This window comes from Pseudomonas sp. NPDC090203 (assembly GCF_044746765.1).
GTDB classification, from domain to species: Bacteria; Pseudomonadota; Gammaproteobacteria; order Pseudomonadales; family Pseudomonadaceae; genus Aquipseudomonas; species Aquipseudomonas putida_AD.
The window spans coordinates 24,511-38,366 of the sequence record NZ_JBIVCV010000011.1; the positions used below are offsets into that span (position 1 = coordinate 24,511).

The 13,856-nt window shown below is 60.7% G+C and carries 14 protein-coding genes; 8 read left to right on the forward strand and 6 right to left on the reverse strand.

What is annotated here, in order from left to right; genetic code table 11:
• Positions 1-5: 5 nt before the first annotated feature.
• The gene (locus tag ACIPO9_RS19125) at positions 6-539 is read right to left on the reverse strand and encodes a DUF2059 domain-containing protein (RefSeq protein WP_274135404.1); all 534 of its coding nucleotides are present in this window, start codon (positions 537-539) and stop codon (positions 6-8) included.
• 261 nt (positions 540-800) lie between these two features.
• Here ACIPO9_RS19125 and ACIPO9_RS19130 point away from each other — a divergent pair, with 261 nt between their 5' ends.
• From ACIPO9_RS19130 to ACIPO9_RS19140, 3 genes are all read left to right on the forward strand, one after another.
• The gene (locus ACIPO9_RS19130; protein WP_400604186.1) at positions 801-2,195 is read left to right on the forward strand and encodes a class II fumarate hydratase; all 1,395 of its coding nucleotides are present in this window, start codon (positions 801-803) and stop codon (positions 2,193-2,195) included.
• Entirely contained in the window at positions 2,188-2,802 is a 615-nt protein-coding gene (locus ACIPO9_RS19135; protein WP_274135400.1) for an NAD(P)H-dependent oxidoreductase, read from the forward strand. Before ACIPO9_RS19130 ends, ACIPO9_RS19135 begins: the two co-directional genes overlap by 8 nt.
• Positions 2,803-3,094: 292 nt before the next feature.
• Positions 3,095-3,313 (forward strand): DUF6316 family protein, encoded by a 219-nt coding sequence (locus tag ACIPO9_RS19140; protein WP_274135398.1) that lies wholly within the window; start codon positions 3,095-3,097, stop codon positions 3,311-3,313.
• Between the two features lie 3 nt (positions 3,314-3,316).
• Here ACIPO9_RS19140 and ACIPO9_RS19145 read toward each other — a convergent pair whose 3' ends face one another.
• Together ACIPO9_RS19145 and ACIPO9_RS19150 are read right to left on the reverse strand one after the other, a co-directional pair.
• Positions 3,317-3,907 carry a tRNA-uridine aminocarboxypropyltransferase gene (locus ACIPO9_RS19145; protein ID WP_400782809.1) on the reverse strand — a complete coding sequence of 197 codons (591 nt, stop codon included), beginning with the start codon at positions 3,905-3,907 and terminating at the stop codon, positions 3,317-3,319.
• 13 nt (positions 3,908-3,920) lie between these two features.
• Entirely contained in the window at positions 3,921-4,814 is an 894-nt protein-coding gene (locus ACIPO9_RS19150) for a LysR family transcriptional regulator (protein WP_274135395.1), read from the reverse strand.
• Positions 4,815-4,978: 164 nt separating this feature from the next.
• Between ACIPO9_RS19150 and speB the strand changes: the two genes are divergently transcribed.
• The 3 genes from speB (at position 4,979) to ACIPO9_RS19165 (ending at position 8,100) form a co-directional block, all read left to right on the forward strand.
• Complete coding sequence (gene speB / locus ACIPO9_RS19155) at positions 4,979-5,929, forward strand: agmatinase (protein WP_274135393.1); 951 nt, start codon at positions 4,979-4,981, stop codon at positions 5,927-5,929.
• 251 nt (positions 5,930-6,180) lie between these two features.
• The gene (locus ACIPO9_RS19160) at positions 6,181-7,560 is read left to right on the forward strand and encodes a sodium:solute symporter (RefSeq protein WP_400782812.1); all 1,380 of its coding nucleotides are present in this window, start codon (positions 6,181-6,183) and stop codon (positions 7,558-7,560) included.
• Positions 7,561-7,815: 255 nt separating this feature from the next.
• Positions 7,816-8,100, forward strand: a complete 285-nt coding sequence (locus tag ACIPO9_RS19165; RefSeq protein WP_400604192.1) for a hypothetical protein — start codon at positions 7,816-7,818, stop codon at positions 8,098-8,100.
• Positions 8,101-8,259: 159 nt separating this feature from the next.
• Here the strand turns inward: ACIPO9_RS19165 and ACIPO9_RS19170 are convergent, their stop codons facing one another.
• The 3 genes from ACIPO9_RS19170 to rmuC form a co-directional block, all read right to left on the reverse strand.
• Positions 8,260-8,385, reverse strand: a complete 126-nt coding sequence (locus tag ACIPO9_RS19170; RefSeq protein WP_256601618.1) for a PA1414 family protein — start codon at positions 8,383-8,385, stop codon at positions 8,260-8,262.
• Positions 8,386-8,579: 194 nt separating this feature from the next.
• Positions 8,580-10,031 (reverse strand): NCS1 family nucleobase:cation symporter-1, encoded by a 1,452-nt coding sequence (locus tag ACIPO9_RS19175; RefSeq protein WP_400782814.1) that lies wholly within the window; start codon positions 10,029-10,031, stop codon positions 8,580-8,582.
• 355 nt (positions 10,032-10,386) lie between these two features.
• Positions 10,387-11,751, reverse strand: coding sequence for a DNA recombination protein RmuC (gene rmuC, locus ACIPO9_RS19180; protein WP_400783022.1), 1,365 nt, complete (start codon positions 11,749-11,751; stop codon positions 10,387-10,389).
• Between the two features lie 1,102 nt (positions 11,752-12,853).
• Between rmuC and ACIPO9_RS19185 the strand changes: the two genes are divergently transcribed.
• Both ACIPO9_RS19185 and ACIPO9_RS19190 read left to right on the forward strand, forming a co-directional pair.
• Complete coding sequence (locus tag ACIPO9_RS19185; RefSeq protein ID WP_274135385.1) at positions 12,854-13,078, forward strand: hypothetical protein; 225 nt, start codon at positions 12,854-12,856, stop codon at positions 13,076-13,078.
• A 278-nt stretch (positions 13,079-13,356) separates the two neighbouring features.
• A complete protein-coding gene (locus ACIPO9_RS19190; RefSeq protein WP_400782816.1) occupies positions 13,357-13,848 on the forward strand; it encodes a hypothetical protein in 492 nt (163 codons plus the stop codon).
• Positions 13,849-13,856: the final 8 nt, after the last annotated feature.

Here is a 13,856-nt window from a genome sequence, read left to right on the forward strand (position 1 = left end):
TTCGCTTATGGCTTCTTGGCCGGGGCAGGCGCCGCGCCTTTCTTGGCGGCCGGGGCCAGCTCGTCGGTCATGTCGGCCAGCAGCTTGGTGACCACAGGCACTGCAGGTTGCAGTTTTTCCTGAGTCATCTGGAACGATTGCTGGCTGATCTGCGGCATCTTGGACTGGACTTTCTTGCCCAGCGGCGACTGGTAGAACGCGACCAGGTCCTTGAGCTCCTGCTCGCTGAAGTTGTCGGTGTACAGCTTGACCATGTCAGGCTGCAGCTTGTCCCAGCCGATGGCCTTGTCCAGCGCGGCGTTGGCCTGGGCCTGGTACTTTTCCAGAACGGCTTTCTTGGAATCCGGGGCTTTGGTTTCGGCAAAACGCTGGGCAAACATCTGCTGCGCCTGCATGTAGATCGGTGCGCCCAATTGATCGGCGTGAGCCAGTTTGAGGAAGGCTACGGCACTGGCCTCATGGCTGGGGGTGGCGGCGAGAGCCTGGCCGCTGGCGCATACCAGAGCGACCGCAGCACAGATGGCGCGAAGACGGGTCATCGAGTTTCCTTATCTAGCAAGCGAGGCTGAACCCCAAGGCCGAACATTCTGCGCTCCTTTTCACCTCGCGCTCAACCCCCGACCCTACGAGCGGTTACAAGGGAGGCTGTTTGACGGGCTGTCTTGAATGTTTCGCACGACCGGCTCGTACATTTTGTCGCACACTGTGGGGACATGTTCATCCCTGGCAGCGGTTCCCGGGAACCGGATCGGTTCTCTGGGTACTAAACTGCGCTAAACGACGTTTAAGGAGTGAGTCCAGTGAGCCGTACCGAAACCGATAGCATTGGTCCGATCGAAGTCCCCGAAGACGCTTACTGGGGAGCGCAGACCCAGCGTTCGCTCATCAACTTCGCCATCGGCCAGGAACACATGCCGCTGCCGGTGCTGCATGCCCTGGCGCTGATCAAGAAGGCCGCGGCGCGGGTCAACGACCGTAACGGCGATTTGCCAGCGGAGATCGCCCGCCTGATCGAACAGTCCGCCGATGAAGTGCTCAGCGGCAAGCTCGACGACCAGTTCCCGCTGGTGGTGTGGCAGACCGGCAGCGGCACCCAGAGCAACATGAACGTCAACGAAGTGATTGCAGGCCGCGCCAACGAGCTGTCCGGCAAGGGCCGCGGCGGCAAGACGCCGGTGCACCCCAACGATCACGTCAACCGCTCGCAAAGCTCCAACGACTGCTTCCCCACGGCCATGCACATCGCCGCGGCCCAGGCGGTCAAGGAGCACCTGCTGCCGGCCATCGCCGAGCTGTCCGCCGGCATTGCCGAGCAGTCTTCGCGTCACATGAAGCTGGTGAAAACCGGGCGCACCCACATGATGGATGCCACGCCTATAACTTTCGGCCAGGAACTCTCGGCCTACGTTGCCCAGCTCGATTACGCCGAGAAGAGCATCCGCGCAGCCCTGCCTGCGGTGTGTGAGCTGGCCCAGGGCGGCACCGCGGTCGGCACCGGCCTCAATTCGCCCCACGGTTTCGCGGAAGCTGTGGCTGCGGAACTGGCCGCGCTGTCTGGCCTGCCCTTCGTCACGGCCCACAACAAATTCGCCGCACTGGCCGGGCATGAGCCGTTGACGGCGCTGTCTGGCGGGCTGAAGACGCTGGCCGTGACCCTGATGAAGATCGCCAACGACCTGCGCCTGCTGGGCTCCGGCCCCCGCGCAGGCCTGGCCGAGGTCAAGCTGCCCGCCAACGAGCCGGGCAGTTCGATCATGCCGGGCAAGGTCAACCCGACCCAGTGCGAGGCGTTGTCGATGCTGGCGTGCCAGGTCATGGGCAACGACACCACCATCTCCTTCGCGGCAAGCCAGGGTCATCTGCAACTGAACGTGTTCAAGCCGGTGATCATTCATAACCTGTTGCAATCGATCCGCTTGCTGGGCGATGGCTGCCGCAACTTCAACGAGCACTGTATCGCGGGCATGGAACCGGATGCCGGCAAGATGGCCGAGCACCTGGAACGCGGCCTGATGCTGGTGACCGCGCTGAACCCGCATATTGGCTACGACAAATCCGCGCAGATCGCCAAGAAGGCCTACAGCGAAGGCCTGACCTTGCGCGAAGCGGCGTTGCAACTGGGCTTTTTGACCGATGCCGAGTTCGACGCCTGGGTACGGCCGGAAAAAATGCTCGAGGCCGGCAGCAATGGCTGAGCCGATCAGCGGCGCCACCCCACTGGAAGGGTATGGCAAACGCATCCTGATGGTCATCGGCTCGCCCAAGACCATCAGCTTCTGCCACGCACTGGGCGATGCGTACGCCCAGGGCGCGCGCAGCCAGGGCCATGTGGTGCGTGTGCTCAAGCTTGAAGAACTGGACTTCGACCCGGTGCTGCGCGGCGGTTATGAATCAAGCCAAACCCTGGAACACGACCTGTTGCAGGCCCAGCGGGAAATCCACTGGGCGCAGCATCTGGTGTTCGTGTACCCGGTCTGGTGGGGCGGGCTGCCGAGCCTGCTCGGTGGCTTCTTCGACCGGGTGTTCATGCCCGGTTTCGCCTTCAAGGCCCACGGTCGGCATCATCCCTCCAACGAACTGCTCAAGGGCCGTACCGCCGAGCTGCTGGTGACCATGGACACGCCTTCGCGGTATTTCCGCTGGGTATTCAAGGCACCGGCGCATCGGCAGATGACCCACACCATCCTGGAGTTTTGCGGGATCAAAGTGAGCCGCCTGACGGAGTTCTCGCCGGTGCGTGGTTCGACCGAAGAGCAGCGTCAGCAGTGGATTCACCAGGCGCAGGATCTGGGCAAGCGCTGACAGGCTAACGCAACTATTTCCCCGTAGCAGCACGGCTTGCCGGCGGGAGCGGTGGATCAGTTGACCTTGCGTTGCCTGACACGACGCTCCCGCCGGCAAGCCGTGCTGCTACGGGTTTTGTATGGCCGCGCGCAGCTGCGAAATCCCCCTGTCTGGCGCGCTCTTTTGCGGTACAGTATCAATCAGCCAGCCCGTCTTTCCGTCTCACGCTGTGGAAAGCCGACCGCGCTGGCCCCAACCAGGTTTAGCCGTCCTGAATCGTCCCACCCGACTCCCCCGTCCGGAGCAGGCTATGTTGAGCAAGCGTGAGAAAGATCCCGAGACCGCCGTGCACTTTCGCAGTGACCGCGTCTCCCGCGTCAATGGCATGTATTTCTTCAGCACCCGGGAAAACACCCTCGAAGGCCCCTTCTTCACCAAGGAAGACGCCGAGCGGGAAACCGAGGCGTACATTCGCCGCATGCAGGCGGGCAAGTTCGCAGCGCACACCCCCTCCTCCCACAACGGCTGACCTTCAGGAATGATTGCGGCGAAATGTTTCCTCGCCCATGGCCTTGATCTGCCCATCGATCAGGGCATCGAAGGGACGCAACAGTGCGTCGAATGAGTGCTGCGGTTCAAGGGTGTGCAGCGCATGGACGATGGCCTCAAGGGTGGATAACGCATCCGGCCCCGGCGCCTTGCGCAGCCGATAGCGCGAGCCTGGGGCGTTATCCAGCTTCACCCGGGGCAACGCCGCCAGCAGCGGGTTAAGGTGCAGCAGCTTGCGCGCCTTGCGCCATGTTCCGTCAGGCACCACCAGCAGAATCGGACGCTCATCAGCGCCCTGGCTGACCAGCGACTGGGCCTCTTCACCCGGAAACAACAGCCTTGGCTGATAGCCAGGCACCTCAAGCAGATCGGCCAGATCCTCGAACACCTCGCCTACCACCAGCTGTGCGTTGGTCAGCCCCAGCGCGGCAAGGCGAGCAGTGTTCAGCGCATGATTGACTTCACTGGGGTGCTGCAGAATCAGCACGCGGGTGCGGCTGTCCAGTTGCGGAATCAGGCCGCACAGGCAATGGTTTTCCGGGCGATGGCAGCGTTCGCAGCGGGCACGGGACATGGCGAGCGCCCTCCTAGAGCGGGTTCAACTGGGCTTTGAGCAGGTCGCGGAAGGTCTGAATCAGCGGCTCGCGACTGCGACCCCGGCGCAGGATCATCGAAAACGGCGCCTGATAGCCGAAGGTGGCCGGCAACAGCACCCTCAGGTGCCCGGAGTCCACCCAGGACTGCGCGTAGTGCTCTGGCAGGTAGCCGATGTAGGCACCGGACAGCACCAGAATCAGCTGCGCCTCCATACTTTCCACCGTTGCCGCGCTGTGCTTGAAGCCATGGCGCGCCAGTTCCGCCTGACTCCAGTAGCCGCGGCCGACCATGCGCTGCTGGGTAATCACCGGTTCCGGAATGCGCCGCTCGGCGAACAGTGGGTGCCGGCTGCTGCAATACAGCCAGTGCTGTTCGCGGTACAGCGGCTGGTAGAGCAGGCCGTTCATGCGCGTGGAGAACGAGCCGATGGCCAGGTCCAGGCGGTTGTCCAGCACGCCCAACTGCAATTCGTAAGGGCTCATGACCGACAGATGCAGATGCACCGCCGGGTGCTCTTCGCTGTAGGCGCCAATCACTTCGGCGAACGGCAGCGCCCGGTCGCTGACCGTCGAGTCGAGCACACCCAGGTTCAGGGTGCCGCGCAGTTCGCCTTTGAGCGCTGCTGCGTATAATTCGAAGCCTTCCAGCTCGCCGAGCAAGCGCAGGGTTTCCTGATGAAACAGCTCGCCTTTGCTGGTCAGGCTGAAACCGCCACGGCCACGGTGGCACAGCACGATGCCGAGCGCCGCCTCCAGCTGGCTCATGTAGGTGCTGATCGCCGAGGTCGAGAGGTTCAGCTCCTGCTGGGCGCTGGCAAACCCCTGGTGGCGGACCACACAGACGAAGATTCTCAGCAGTTTCAGATCGGGCAGTGCGTTGGCCATGGTGCATCCGGAAAACGGGATCGGCGAAAGCTTAACCTGATTTTCACGATAGTTCAGAAATCTCTGAACTAAGTATTTTGCCCCAGCGATTCTTTGCAGGCCGCCCGGTTCGCAGAATCGCCACAGGTCTACTCATATTAATAATCAACCGATGAGGCAATCCCGTGGACAAGATTTTCCACCAACCACTGGGCGGCAACGAAATGCCGCGCTTCGCCGGCATCGCAACCATGATGCGTCTGCCACACCTGCAATCGGCCGCGGGCCTTGATGCCGCCTTCATTGGCGTGCCACTGGACATCGGCACTTCGCTGCGGGCTGGCACCCGTTTCGGCCCACGTGAAATCCGCGCCGAGTCGGTGATGATCCGTCCTTACAACATGGCCACGGGCGCCGCGCCCTTCGACTCGCTGTCGGTTGCCGACATCGGCGACGTCGCCATCAACACCTTCAACCTGCTGGACGCCGTGCGCATCATCGAAGAGGCCTACGACGGCTTTCTCGAGCACGGCATCATCCCACTGACCCTGGGGGGCGATCACACCATCACCCTGCCGATCCTGCGGGCGATCAAGAAGAAGCACGGCAAGGTCGGGCTGATCCACATCGACGCCCACGCTGACGTCAACGATCACATGTTCGGCGAGAAAATCGCCCACGGCACCACCTTCCGCCGCGCCGTCGAAGAAGGCCTGCTGGACTGCGACCGCGTGGTGCAGATCGGCCTGCGCGCCCAGGGCTACACCGCCGAAGACTTCAACTGGAGCCGCAAGCAGGGCTTCCGTGTGGTCCAGGCCGAAGAGTGCTGGCACCAGTCGCTGGCGCCGCTGATGGCTGAAGTGCGCGAGAAAGTTGGTGGCGGCCCGGTGTACCTGAGCTTCGACATCGACGGCATTGACCCGGCATGGGCACCTGGCACCGGCACCCCGGAAATCGGCGGCCTGACCACCATTCAGGCGATCGAAATCATCCGTGGCTGCCAGGGCCTGGACCTGATCGGCTGCGACCTGGTGGAAGTCTCCCCGCCTTACGACACCACCGGCAACACCTCGCTGCTGGGCGCCAACCTTCTGTACGAGATGCTCTGCGTACTGCCGGGGGTTACCCACCGCTAAACACAGAAACCCGCCGCCCGCTCCGGGATCAACCGGGGCTCGCTGGCAACCCCCGACCCTGTAGGAGCGCGCTTGCCCGCGATCGCGATGTGTCAGCTACCAGAGATGTCACAGGTAGATGGCCGTCGCGGGCAAGCGCGCTCCTACAGATCTGCACACAACACAAGAAACAGCCATCACCGCTGACCGCCTGCGTGATTTCAGCCGGATGATTCGCGACTCACTATAAAAACAATGATTGGAGACACTCCATGGCTTTAGATATTTTCGTCGTGCTGATCTACGCAGCCGGCATGCTGGTGCTGGGCTGGTACGGCATGCGCAAGGCCAAGACCCACGAAGACTACCTGGTCGCCGGCCGCAACCTGGGCCCGAGCCTGTACATGGGCACCATGGCTGCCACCGTACTGGGCGGCGCCTCGACCGTAGGCACCGTGCGCCTGGGCTATGTGCACGGCATCTCGGGCTTCTGGCTCTGCGCCGCGCTGGGCCTGGGCATCATTGCCCTGAACCTGTTCCTCGCCAAACCGCTGCTCAAGCTGCGCATCTTCACCGTCACCCAGATCCTCGAACGCCGTTACAACCCGATGGCCCGCCAGGCCAGCGCAGTGATCATGCTCGCCTATGCGCTGATGATCGGCGTGACCTCGATCCTGGCCATTGGCACCGTCATGCAAGTACTGTTCGACCTGCCGTTCTGGGTGTCGGTGCTGCTGGGCGGTGGTGTCGTGGTGGTGTATTCGGCCATCGGCGGCATGTGGTCGCTGACCCTGACCGACATCGTGCAGTTCATCATCAAGACTGTCGGCCTGATGTTCATCCTGTTGCCGATCTGCCTGTACCGCGTCGGTGGCTGGGACGAACTGGTCGCCAAGCTGCCAGCGACGAGCTTCAGCTGGACCACCATCGGCTGGGACACCATCATCACCTACTTCCTGATCTACTTCTTCGGCATCCTGATCGGTCAGGACATCTGGCAGCGCGTCTTCACCGCCCGCACCGAGAAAGTTGCCCAGGTGGCAGGCTCCGTCGCCGGCATCTACTGCATCATCTATGGCCTGGCCTGTGCGCTGATCGGCATGGCCGCTCACGTGTTGCTGCCTGACCTGGCGAACCCCAACACCGCCTTCGCCGCAATCGTCAAAGCGTCGCTGCCAGACGGCATTCGTGGGCTGGTCATCGCCGCCGCCCTGGCCGCCATGATGTCCACCGCCAGCGCCGGTCTGCTGGCCGCCTCCACCACCCTGACCGAAGACCTGCTGCCCAAGCTGCGCGGCGGCAAGCAGTCGAGCCTGGGCATCAACCGCCTGTTCACTGCCCTGACCGGCATCGTGGTGCTGGCCATCGCCCTGGTGGTCAACGACGTGATCAGCGCCCTGACCCTGGCGTACAACCTGTTGGTCGGCGGCATGCTGATTCCGCTGATCGGTGCGATCTACTGGAAACGCGCGACCACCGCTGGCGCCATCAGCAGCATGGCAGTGGGTTTCATCACTGCCCTGGTGTTCATGTTCAAGGACGGCCTGGACGCCAACACGCCGATCTACTACAGCCTGGCCGTTGGCCTCGTCAGCTTCGTGGTGGTCAGCCTGGTGTCGCCACAGCGCGCGGTCGCCACCAGCGCCGCCTGATCCGGCTGTAACGCTGTCGCAACAGATCAAGGGCGCCTTCGGGCGCTCTTTTTTGTGTCCGGTTACAAATAATCGCCAGCGGGGAAGCAATCGCCCAGGACAAAGTTGGGCTAGCCTTAATCAGGACAGCACCGCGCCAAGAGGCCGCAATGGCGATGTATTTCAGGGAGTGAGTTGCAGCCGGCTGTCTTACGACAATCCTCTGGTTTCATGCCGTCGGGGTGATTTTCGAACACGTCACAGCCGAGGCTTGTCATGGACCGTCATGAAATCCAGCAGCACGTTTTCGATACACTCGGGATCATTCTGGTAGACAAGGATCCGATCCAGGATGATGCCCTGCTCACCGATCTTGAACTGGACGAAGAAGACTTCAGCGAGTTCTTCAGCCACCTGCAATCGGAATTCGGCATCGTGGTGCCGGGCAAGATCAAAAGTCAGATTTCCCACCTGCCGGGCCCATCGCCCTATCAGCAACTGACCTTGCAAGGCCTGGTCGACCTGATTCTGGTGCAGATGAAAGGACGCAAGCAACATTGAACGCAGATGCGTTCGATTACTGTCCGGGACGTGGTTGCGCGGATGTCTCGTTGCCGGTCGGGCATCGAGGCGGTAAACGACAAAGCGGGCTATCGGGCGATAGCACCGCTATTTTTACGACTGGACTTTCATCCGGTTCAGGGCGAAAGCCGTCCAGCGTTAGCGGCGAGGGCGACGACGCTCGTCATCATCGGTTCGCACGGGAATGGGTTGCAGCTTCGGCCGCTCGATCAGACCCAATGCAACGCCCACATCGTGAAGCCATTCTTGCAGTTTGCTGTTCATATAACGCCCCCTTCAGGGAAATGCCGGCAGCCAACTTCTGGTCCGCTTAAGGCAGATCATAGTGCTAAGTCGCACTTTACGCCTGCTACCGAGTGTCGCGGCAGAAAATTTCTCCTTCTTTATGAACAGACATTTCAAACCGCCGTTAACCGTGGTTTTACCCGACCAACGGCGGTGCATTTGTAACGCTTTGTTTATCCCGAAACCGCAGGCGTCAGCACGCTGCCTTCATGGGCCTGGCTGCGACGGGCAAACAGATAGAACAACGCACCACCCAGGAAACACCCGGTAAACCAGGCAAAATTGGCCATGGACTGCAACGCCGGAACGAAGGTGATCGCGATTCCGGCCAGGGTTGCCAGCACCAGCGCCTTGACGGCGGTGTAATTGATCCCGCCGCTGTACCAGTAGCGTCCGGTGGGGCCGTCGTTGAACAGCGCATCGACGTCGATCTGCTGCTTTTTGATGAGGTAGTAATCCACCAGCAGAATCCCGAACAGCGGGCCGATGAAAGCCGCCAGCACATCGAGGGTGTAATGGATCACGGCCGGGTTGTTGAACAGGTTCCACGGCGTGATGAAGATCGAGGCCACGGCGGCGATCATTCCGCCCACCCGCCAACTGATCTTGCTCGGCGCCACGTTGGCGAAGTCGAAGGCAGGGGAAACGAAGTTGGCGACGATGTTGATACCAATGGTGGCCGTGACGAAGGCGAATGCCCCCAGCAGCACCGCGACGTCATTGTCGATGCGGGCCACGGTGGCGATCGGGTCGTGCAGCATTTCGCCGAACACCGGCAAGGTGCCCGAGACGATGACCACCGTGACCAGGGAGAAGGCCAGAAAGTTGACCGGCAACCCCCAGAAATTGCCGCGACGCACTTCGGACATGCTGCGGCAATAACGGCTGAAATCGCCGAAATTGAGCGTAGGGCCGGAAAAATACGACACCACGAGAGCCGTCGCCATGATGACCTGGGACACCGCTTCCCAGCCTGTCAGCGACTTTTCCGACAGGGTGAAGCTGATATTGGCCCAACCGGCTTTCCAGACAATCCAGCCTGCCAGCAGGAACATCACCGCATACACAACCGGCCCTGCCCAATCGATGAAACGGCGGATCGAGTCCATGCCGGTCCAGAACACCGCCGCCTGTACCAGCCACAATGCGAGGAAACCGAACCAGCCAAGGTAGGATAAGCCCGCGAAATGCGGCTCGGCATACACCGACATCTGTGGGAAGAATCGCAGTACCACGATAATCAACGCACTGGAGGCAAGGTAGGTCTGCACCCCGTACCAGGCGACAGCAATCAGCCCACGAATGACGGCAGGGATGTTTGCTCCGAACACACCGAACGCCAGACGGCAGATCACCGGATACGGAACGGCGGCCTGCTGGCTCGGTTTTGCCAGCAGGTTGGCGATCACCTGGATGATGCAGATGCCCACCAGCAAGGCGATCAACACCTGCCAGCTCGCCAGTCCCAGGGCGAACAGGCTGGCGGCGAACACATAGCCGCCGACGCTGTGCACGTCGCTCATCCAGAAGGCAAAGATGTTGTACCAGCTCCACTTCTGCGGCAGCGGCCCCAGATCCCGGTTATAGAGGCGCGGGCTGTATCCCTTGGGCAATGGCTCGGTCATCGCATTTCTCCCTGATCGGACGAAACCGGCTCCCGAAGCGTACTGGCTGACCACACTGCGTACGGGAGCAGGTATGGGTTGTATACGAACCAATAGGCAGAATGCGTGCCATCGTTATTTCATCAGCCGCAAACCGGCCTCGGATAAGGACTTAAGAGGATCAGAACACGGCGAATAACAGGGCAAATGCTCACTGACAGTGCATGAATGCCTGATCAAGGTGCATTACAGAAATGTATACAAACCCGTGAGCCGTAGCAGCACGGCTTGCCGGCGGGAGCGTCGTGTCAGGCACCTCATCAGTGACTGACATACCGCTCCCGCCGGCAAGCCGTGCTGCTACAGGGGTGGGGGTTCACTCAGGCAACTGAACCAGCCCTTCCTCATCCGTCAGCGCCCGCTCCAGCAGATCCGCGGGCAGGTTCTTGCTCGCTCGCGCACCCAGCAACTTGAGCTGTTCGCTGCGGCTCACCAGATTGCCACGCCCTTCGACCAGCTTGTTGCGCGCCGCGCCATAGGCCTTGTCCAGTTGCTGCAATCGGTTGCCCACCTCATCGAGGTCCTGGATGAACAGCACGAACTTGTCGTACAGCCACCCTGCCCGCTCGGCAATCTCCCGGGCGTTCTGGCTCTGGCGCTCCTGCTTCCACAGGCTGTCGATCACCCGCAGGGTCGCCAGCAGGGTAGTCGGGCTGACGATCACGATGTTGCGGTCGAAGGCCTCCTGAAACAGCGTCGGCTCAGCCTGCAACGCCGCCGAAAACGCCGCCTCGATAGGCACGAACAACAACACGAAATCCAGGCTGTGCAGCCCTTCCAGGCGTTTGTAATCCTTCCCGGACAAGCCTTTGACATGGCTGCGCAACGACTGCACATGCTGCTTGAGCGCATTCTGGGCGATCAGCGTGTCATCGCTCGAAACGTACTGCTGGTAGGCAGTCAGGCTGACCTTGGCGTCCACCACCACCTGTTTGTCGCCGGGCAGCATGATCAGCACATCAGGCTGGAAACGCTCGCCGTCCGGCCCCTTGAGGCTGACCTGAGTTTGATACTCGCGGCCTTTTTCCAGCCCTGCATGCTCGAGCACACGCTCAAGGATCAGCTCGCCCCAGTTGCCTTGTGTCTTCTGGCCTTTCAGCGCGCGGGTGAGGTTGGTCGCCTCATCGCTCAAGCGCTGGTTGAGCTGTTGCAGACGCTCAAGCTCCTTGCCCAGCGAGAAGCGTTCACGGGCTTCCTGCTGATAGCTTTCCTCGACGCGCTTTTCGAAAGACTGGATGCGTTCTTTCAACGGATTGAGCAACTGACCCAATTGCTGCTGGCTGGTTTCGGCGAAGCGCTGCTCGCGCTCGTCAAAGATTTTTCCCGCAAGCTCCGCGAACTGGGCGCGCAACTCGTCGCGAGAGCCCTGCAGGTCATTGAGGCGCTGTTGGTGACTTTCCTGCTGCTCGCGCAACTCGGCACCCAGAGAGGCGCATTGGGCGTCCAGCCGCCGCAGTTCCGCTTCCTTGTGGCTGCGCTCCTGCCCCCAGTCTTCCTGGGCCTGGCGCGCGTGTTCGTGCTGCTGGCGCAGCAATTCGGCCTCCCGGCGCAGCGCCGCAAGATCGGCCTGCTTCACCGCATTGGCCTGGCCCAGGTCGCTGATCTCGTCACGGCAGGCGTCCAGCTGGGCGTTGAGCCCATCCTGGGCCATCTGCGCATTGCTCAAGCGCTCGTCTAGCAGCGCAGCCTCTGCCTCGCGTTGCGCTACCCTGCGCTGCAGTTGCCACGCCAACCCCAGCAACGGCAACGCCGCCGCCCCCAATCCCAGCAACAGGCTGGTGAGGTCCAAAGCCATAAAATTCCCCAACTCACGATTACGCTGGCGGCATTATGCGCAGAAGCTGCGTTGGCGTCAGATTCTGATTGATGATCTTGGGAGGAAGGAAAAAAGCTTAGTACAACTGCGCAAAGGTGCGTACTAGAGCAAGCGCTTGGGACAATCCACAGAAGCTGTGGATAACTCAGTGGACAACGCCCCTTTAACCCCCGCAAACGCAGGCAGAATGGGGCCTGCGTTCAAACTGACGATTTTTTCACCAACGAAAAAAAGCGATGATTTTCATTGACTTAATATTTCGCCGCTTGAAATCAAGCTGTTAGGACGGAATGTGACAGTGAGATGGCAGCTAATCGCGTTAATGTGCACAAGTCAATTTCCAATCGCTATAAAGCCTGTGGAAAAAAGTGCGTTTCAGCTCTTGTGCAGCGAAAAACCGGCAAAACGCCATCCCAAGCTGCCGCTGGCGCTTCAAAATGAAGGTACGACCTGAGCGCTGAATCACAACTGAACGACACAATTGCCATGCCCGGGTTGACAAACGGTTCCAATTAAAGCTTGCAATTGTGTCAGTGGGTGGATAAAGTGCGCCCCGTTAGTACCAAGCTGAAAGTCAATTCTGGTCGAACAAATCCCCGATCACGCTTTGCCGGTTGAGCAAACGGGTCAAAAAAAGGGATCGACCACCTCGATGGTTTCCAGACACTCACTCACGCACTGCCTTCTGATTGCAGGCGTCGAGTTCAACGTGGCCTGCTCAAACCAGCCTGCAAATTGATCAGGATCCTCACCCCGAGCATCGAACCTTTGCTCCTGTTGTGTCGCCTGCCCTCCGAAGTACCTACCAGCTAGCCCGGCGCCATATGAGAAGCGCGCCTGAACTCGCTGTTTTTGTTCCAGACAGGTTCTGCGCCCTGCCCTGACTCGCATTCGAGCATCGGCCCGCGTTTACTGGAACGTTTTCATTTTGCACGCCTCTATTGCGTGTCGATTCAGGAACACTTACATGACTACTCATATCCAGACTCAGGATGCCATCCGCACCCTCACCAACGCTTTTGCTCCAATGAACTGCCTGATCATGGCCGCGCGCAAAGGCTGCTTCAGCTTCACCATCGTCAATGAACACGGCATCGCCCGGCACAGCGAACGCCTGTACCCGGACCAGTACTCCAGCGCAGAACCGCTGCAGGCCGTGATTGACCGTACGCGCCAGGCACTGACCGCCTGATACCGTTCGTCGGCGAAAATCCAGACGCCCCCCAGCCTCACCCTCAAACGGTGGGGCTTTTTTGTGTCTGTTTTCCTTATGAAAATCTGTCACGGCTAATCGCTGTCCGCTATATGGGCACAGGTCGAAATCGGGAAATATTGTAAAAACAGCCCTTTACACCGCAAATATGACACTACACTTCAAGTCAAGCGGTCTGAGCCGCTTCCGGTGGGCCCGATTCCATCACCGCTGCCAAGCACCAGGGTCCGCCGGCTCATTTACTTCCCGAGGGTGTCATGGGAATTGCTGCCAGTGAACTGTGCCGATATGTGATCCGCCCCACGCTGGTCTATCTCGGCCGCCATACGCCAGGCGCGGAGCTCTTCCTGCTCGCCGTGGCCGCCAGCCAGTCTGCCCTGGGCGCCGAACTCGACAGCCAGCGCGGCCACGGACTCTACAGCATCTCCGACACGCTCCATTACAAACTCTGGGACAGCTACCTGGCGCGAGACCCCGACCTGGCCAGCCTGGTCCGCGGGCTCGCCAGCCAGCATGCGTTCCTCAGCGGGCCTGATCTGGAACTGACCGTGAACCTGCGTTACTCCACTGCAATCGCCTGGCTGATGGTCGAAGCCAGCCACCTCACCCTGCCGGCTGAAGACGACCTGCTGGGCATGGCCCGCATTTGGCGCAGGATATTTCAACCCGGTGGCAACTTGCAGCAATTCACCACCGCCTGGCAAACCTCGGTTCGCCCTTTGTATCAGGCCGAACCAGCCATTTTGTGACCCGGCGG

Excerpts from the sequence above, each read along its gene's own strand:
- ACIPO9_RS19175 (WP_400782814.1), bottom strand. The coding sequence starts at position 10,031 with ATGACCGAGCCATTGCCCAAGGGATACAGCCCGCGCCTCTATAACCGG.
- ACIPO9_RS19125 (WP_274135404.1), bottom strand. The coding sequence starts at position 539 with ATGACCCGTCTTCGCGCCATCTGTGCTGCGGTCGCTCTGGTATGCGCC.
- ACIPO9_RS19140 (WP_274135398.1), top strand. The coding sequence starts at position 3,095 with ATGTTGAGCAAGCGTGAGAAAGATCCCGAGACCGCCGTGCACTTTCGC.
- ACIPO9_RS19165 (WP_400604192.1), top strand. The coding sequence starts at position 7,816 with ATGGACCGTCATGAAATCCAGCAGCACGTTTTCGATACACTCGGGATC.
- ACIPO9_RS19145 (WP_400782809.1), bottom strand. The coding sequence starts at position 3,907 with ATGTCCCGTGCCCGCTGCGAACGCTGCCATCGCCCGGAAAACCATTGC.
- ACIPO9_RS19150 (WP_274135395.1), bottom strand. The coding sequence starts at position 4,814 with ATGGCCAACGCACTGCCCGATCTGAAACTGCTGAGAATCTTCGTCTGT.
- ACIPO9_RS19135 (WP_274135400.1), top strand. The coding sequence starts at position 2,188 with ATGGCTGAGCCGATCAGCGGCGCCACCCCACTGGAAGGGTATGGCAAA.
- ACIPO9_RS19185 (WP_274135385.1), top strand. The coding sequence starts at position 12,854 with ATGACTACTCATATCCAGACTCAGGATGCCATCCGCACCCTCACCAAC.
- ACIPO9_RS19190 (WP_400782816.1), top strand. The coding sequence starts at position 13,357 with ATGGGAATTGCTGCCAGTGAACTGTGCCGATATGTGATCCGCCCCACG.
- ACIPO9_RS19160 (WP_400782812.1), top strand. The coding sequence starts at position 6,181 with ATGGCTTTAGATATTTTCGTCGTGCTGATCTACGCAGCCGGCATGCTG.
- ACIPO9_RS19170 (WP_256601618.1), bottom strand. The coding sequence starts at position 8,385 with ATGAACAGCAAACTGCAAGAATGGCTTCACGATGTGGGCGTTGCATTG.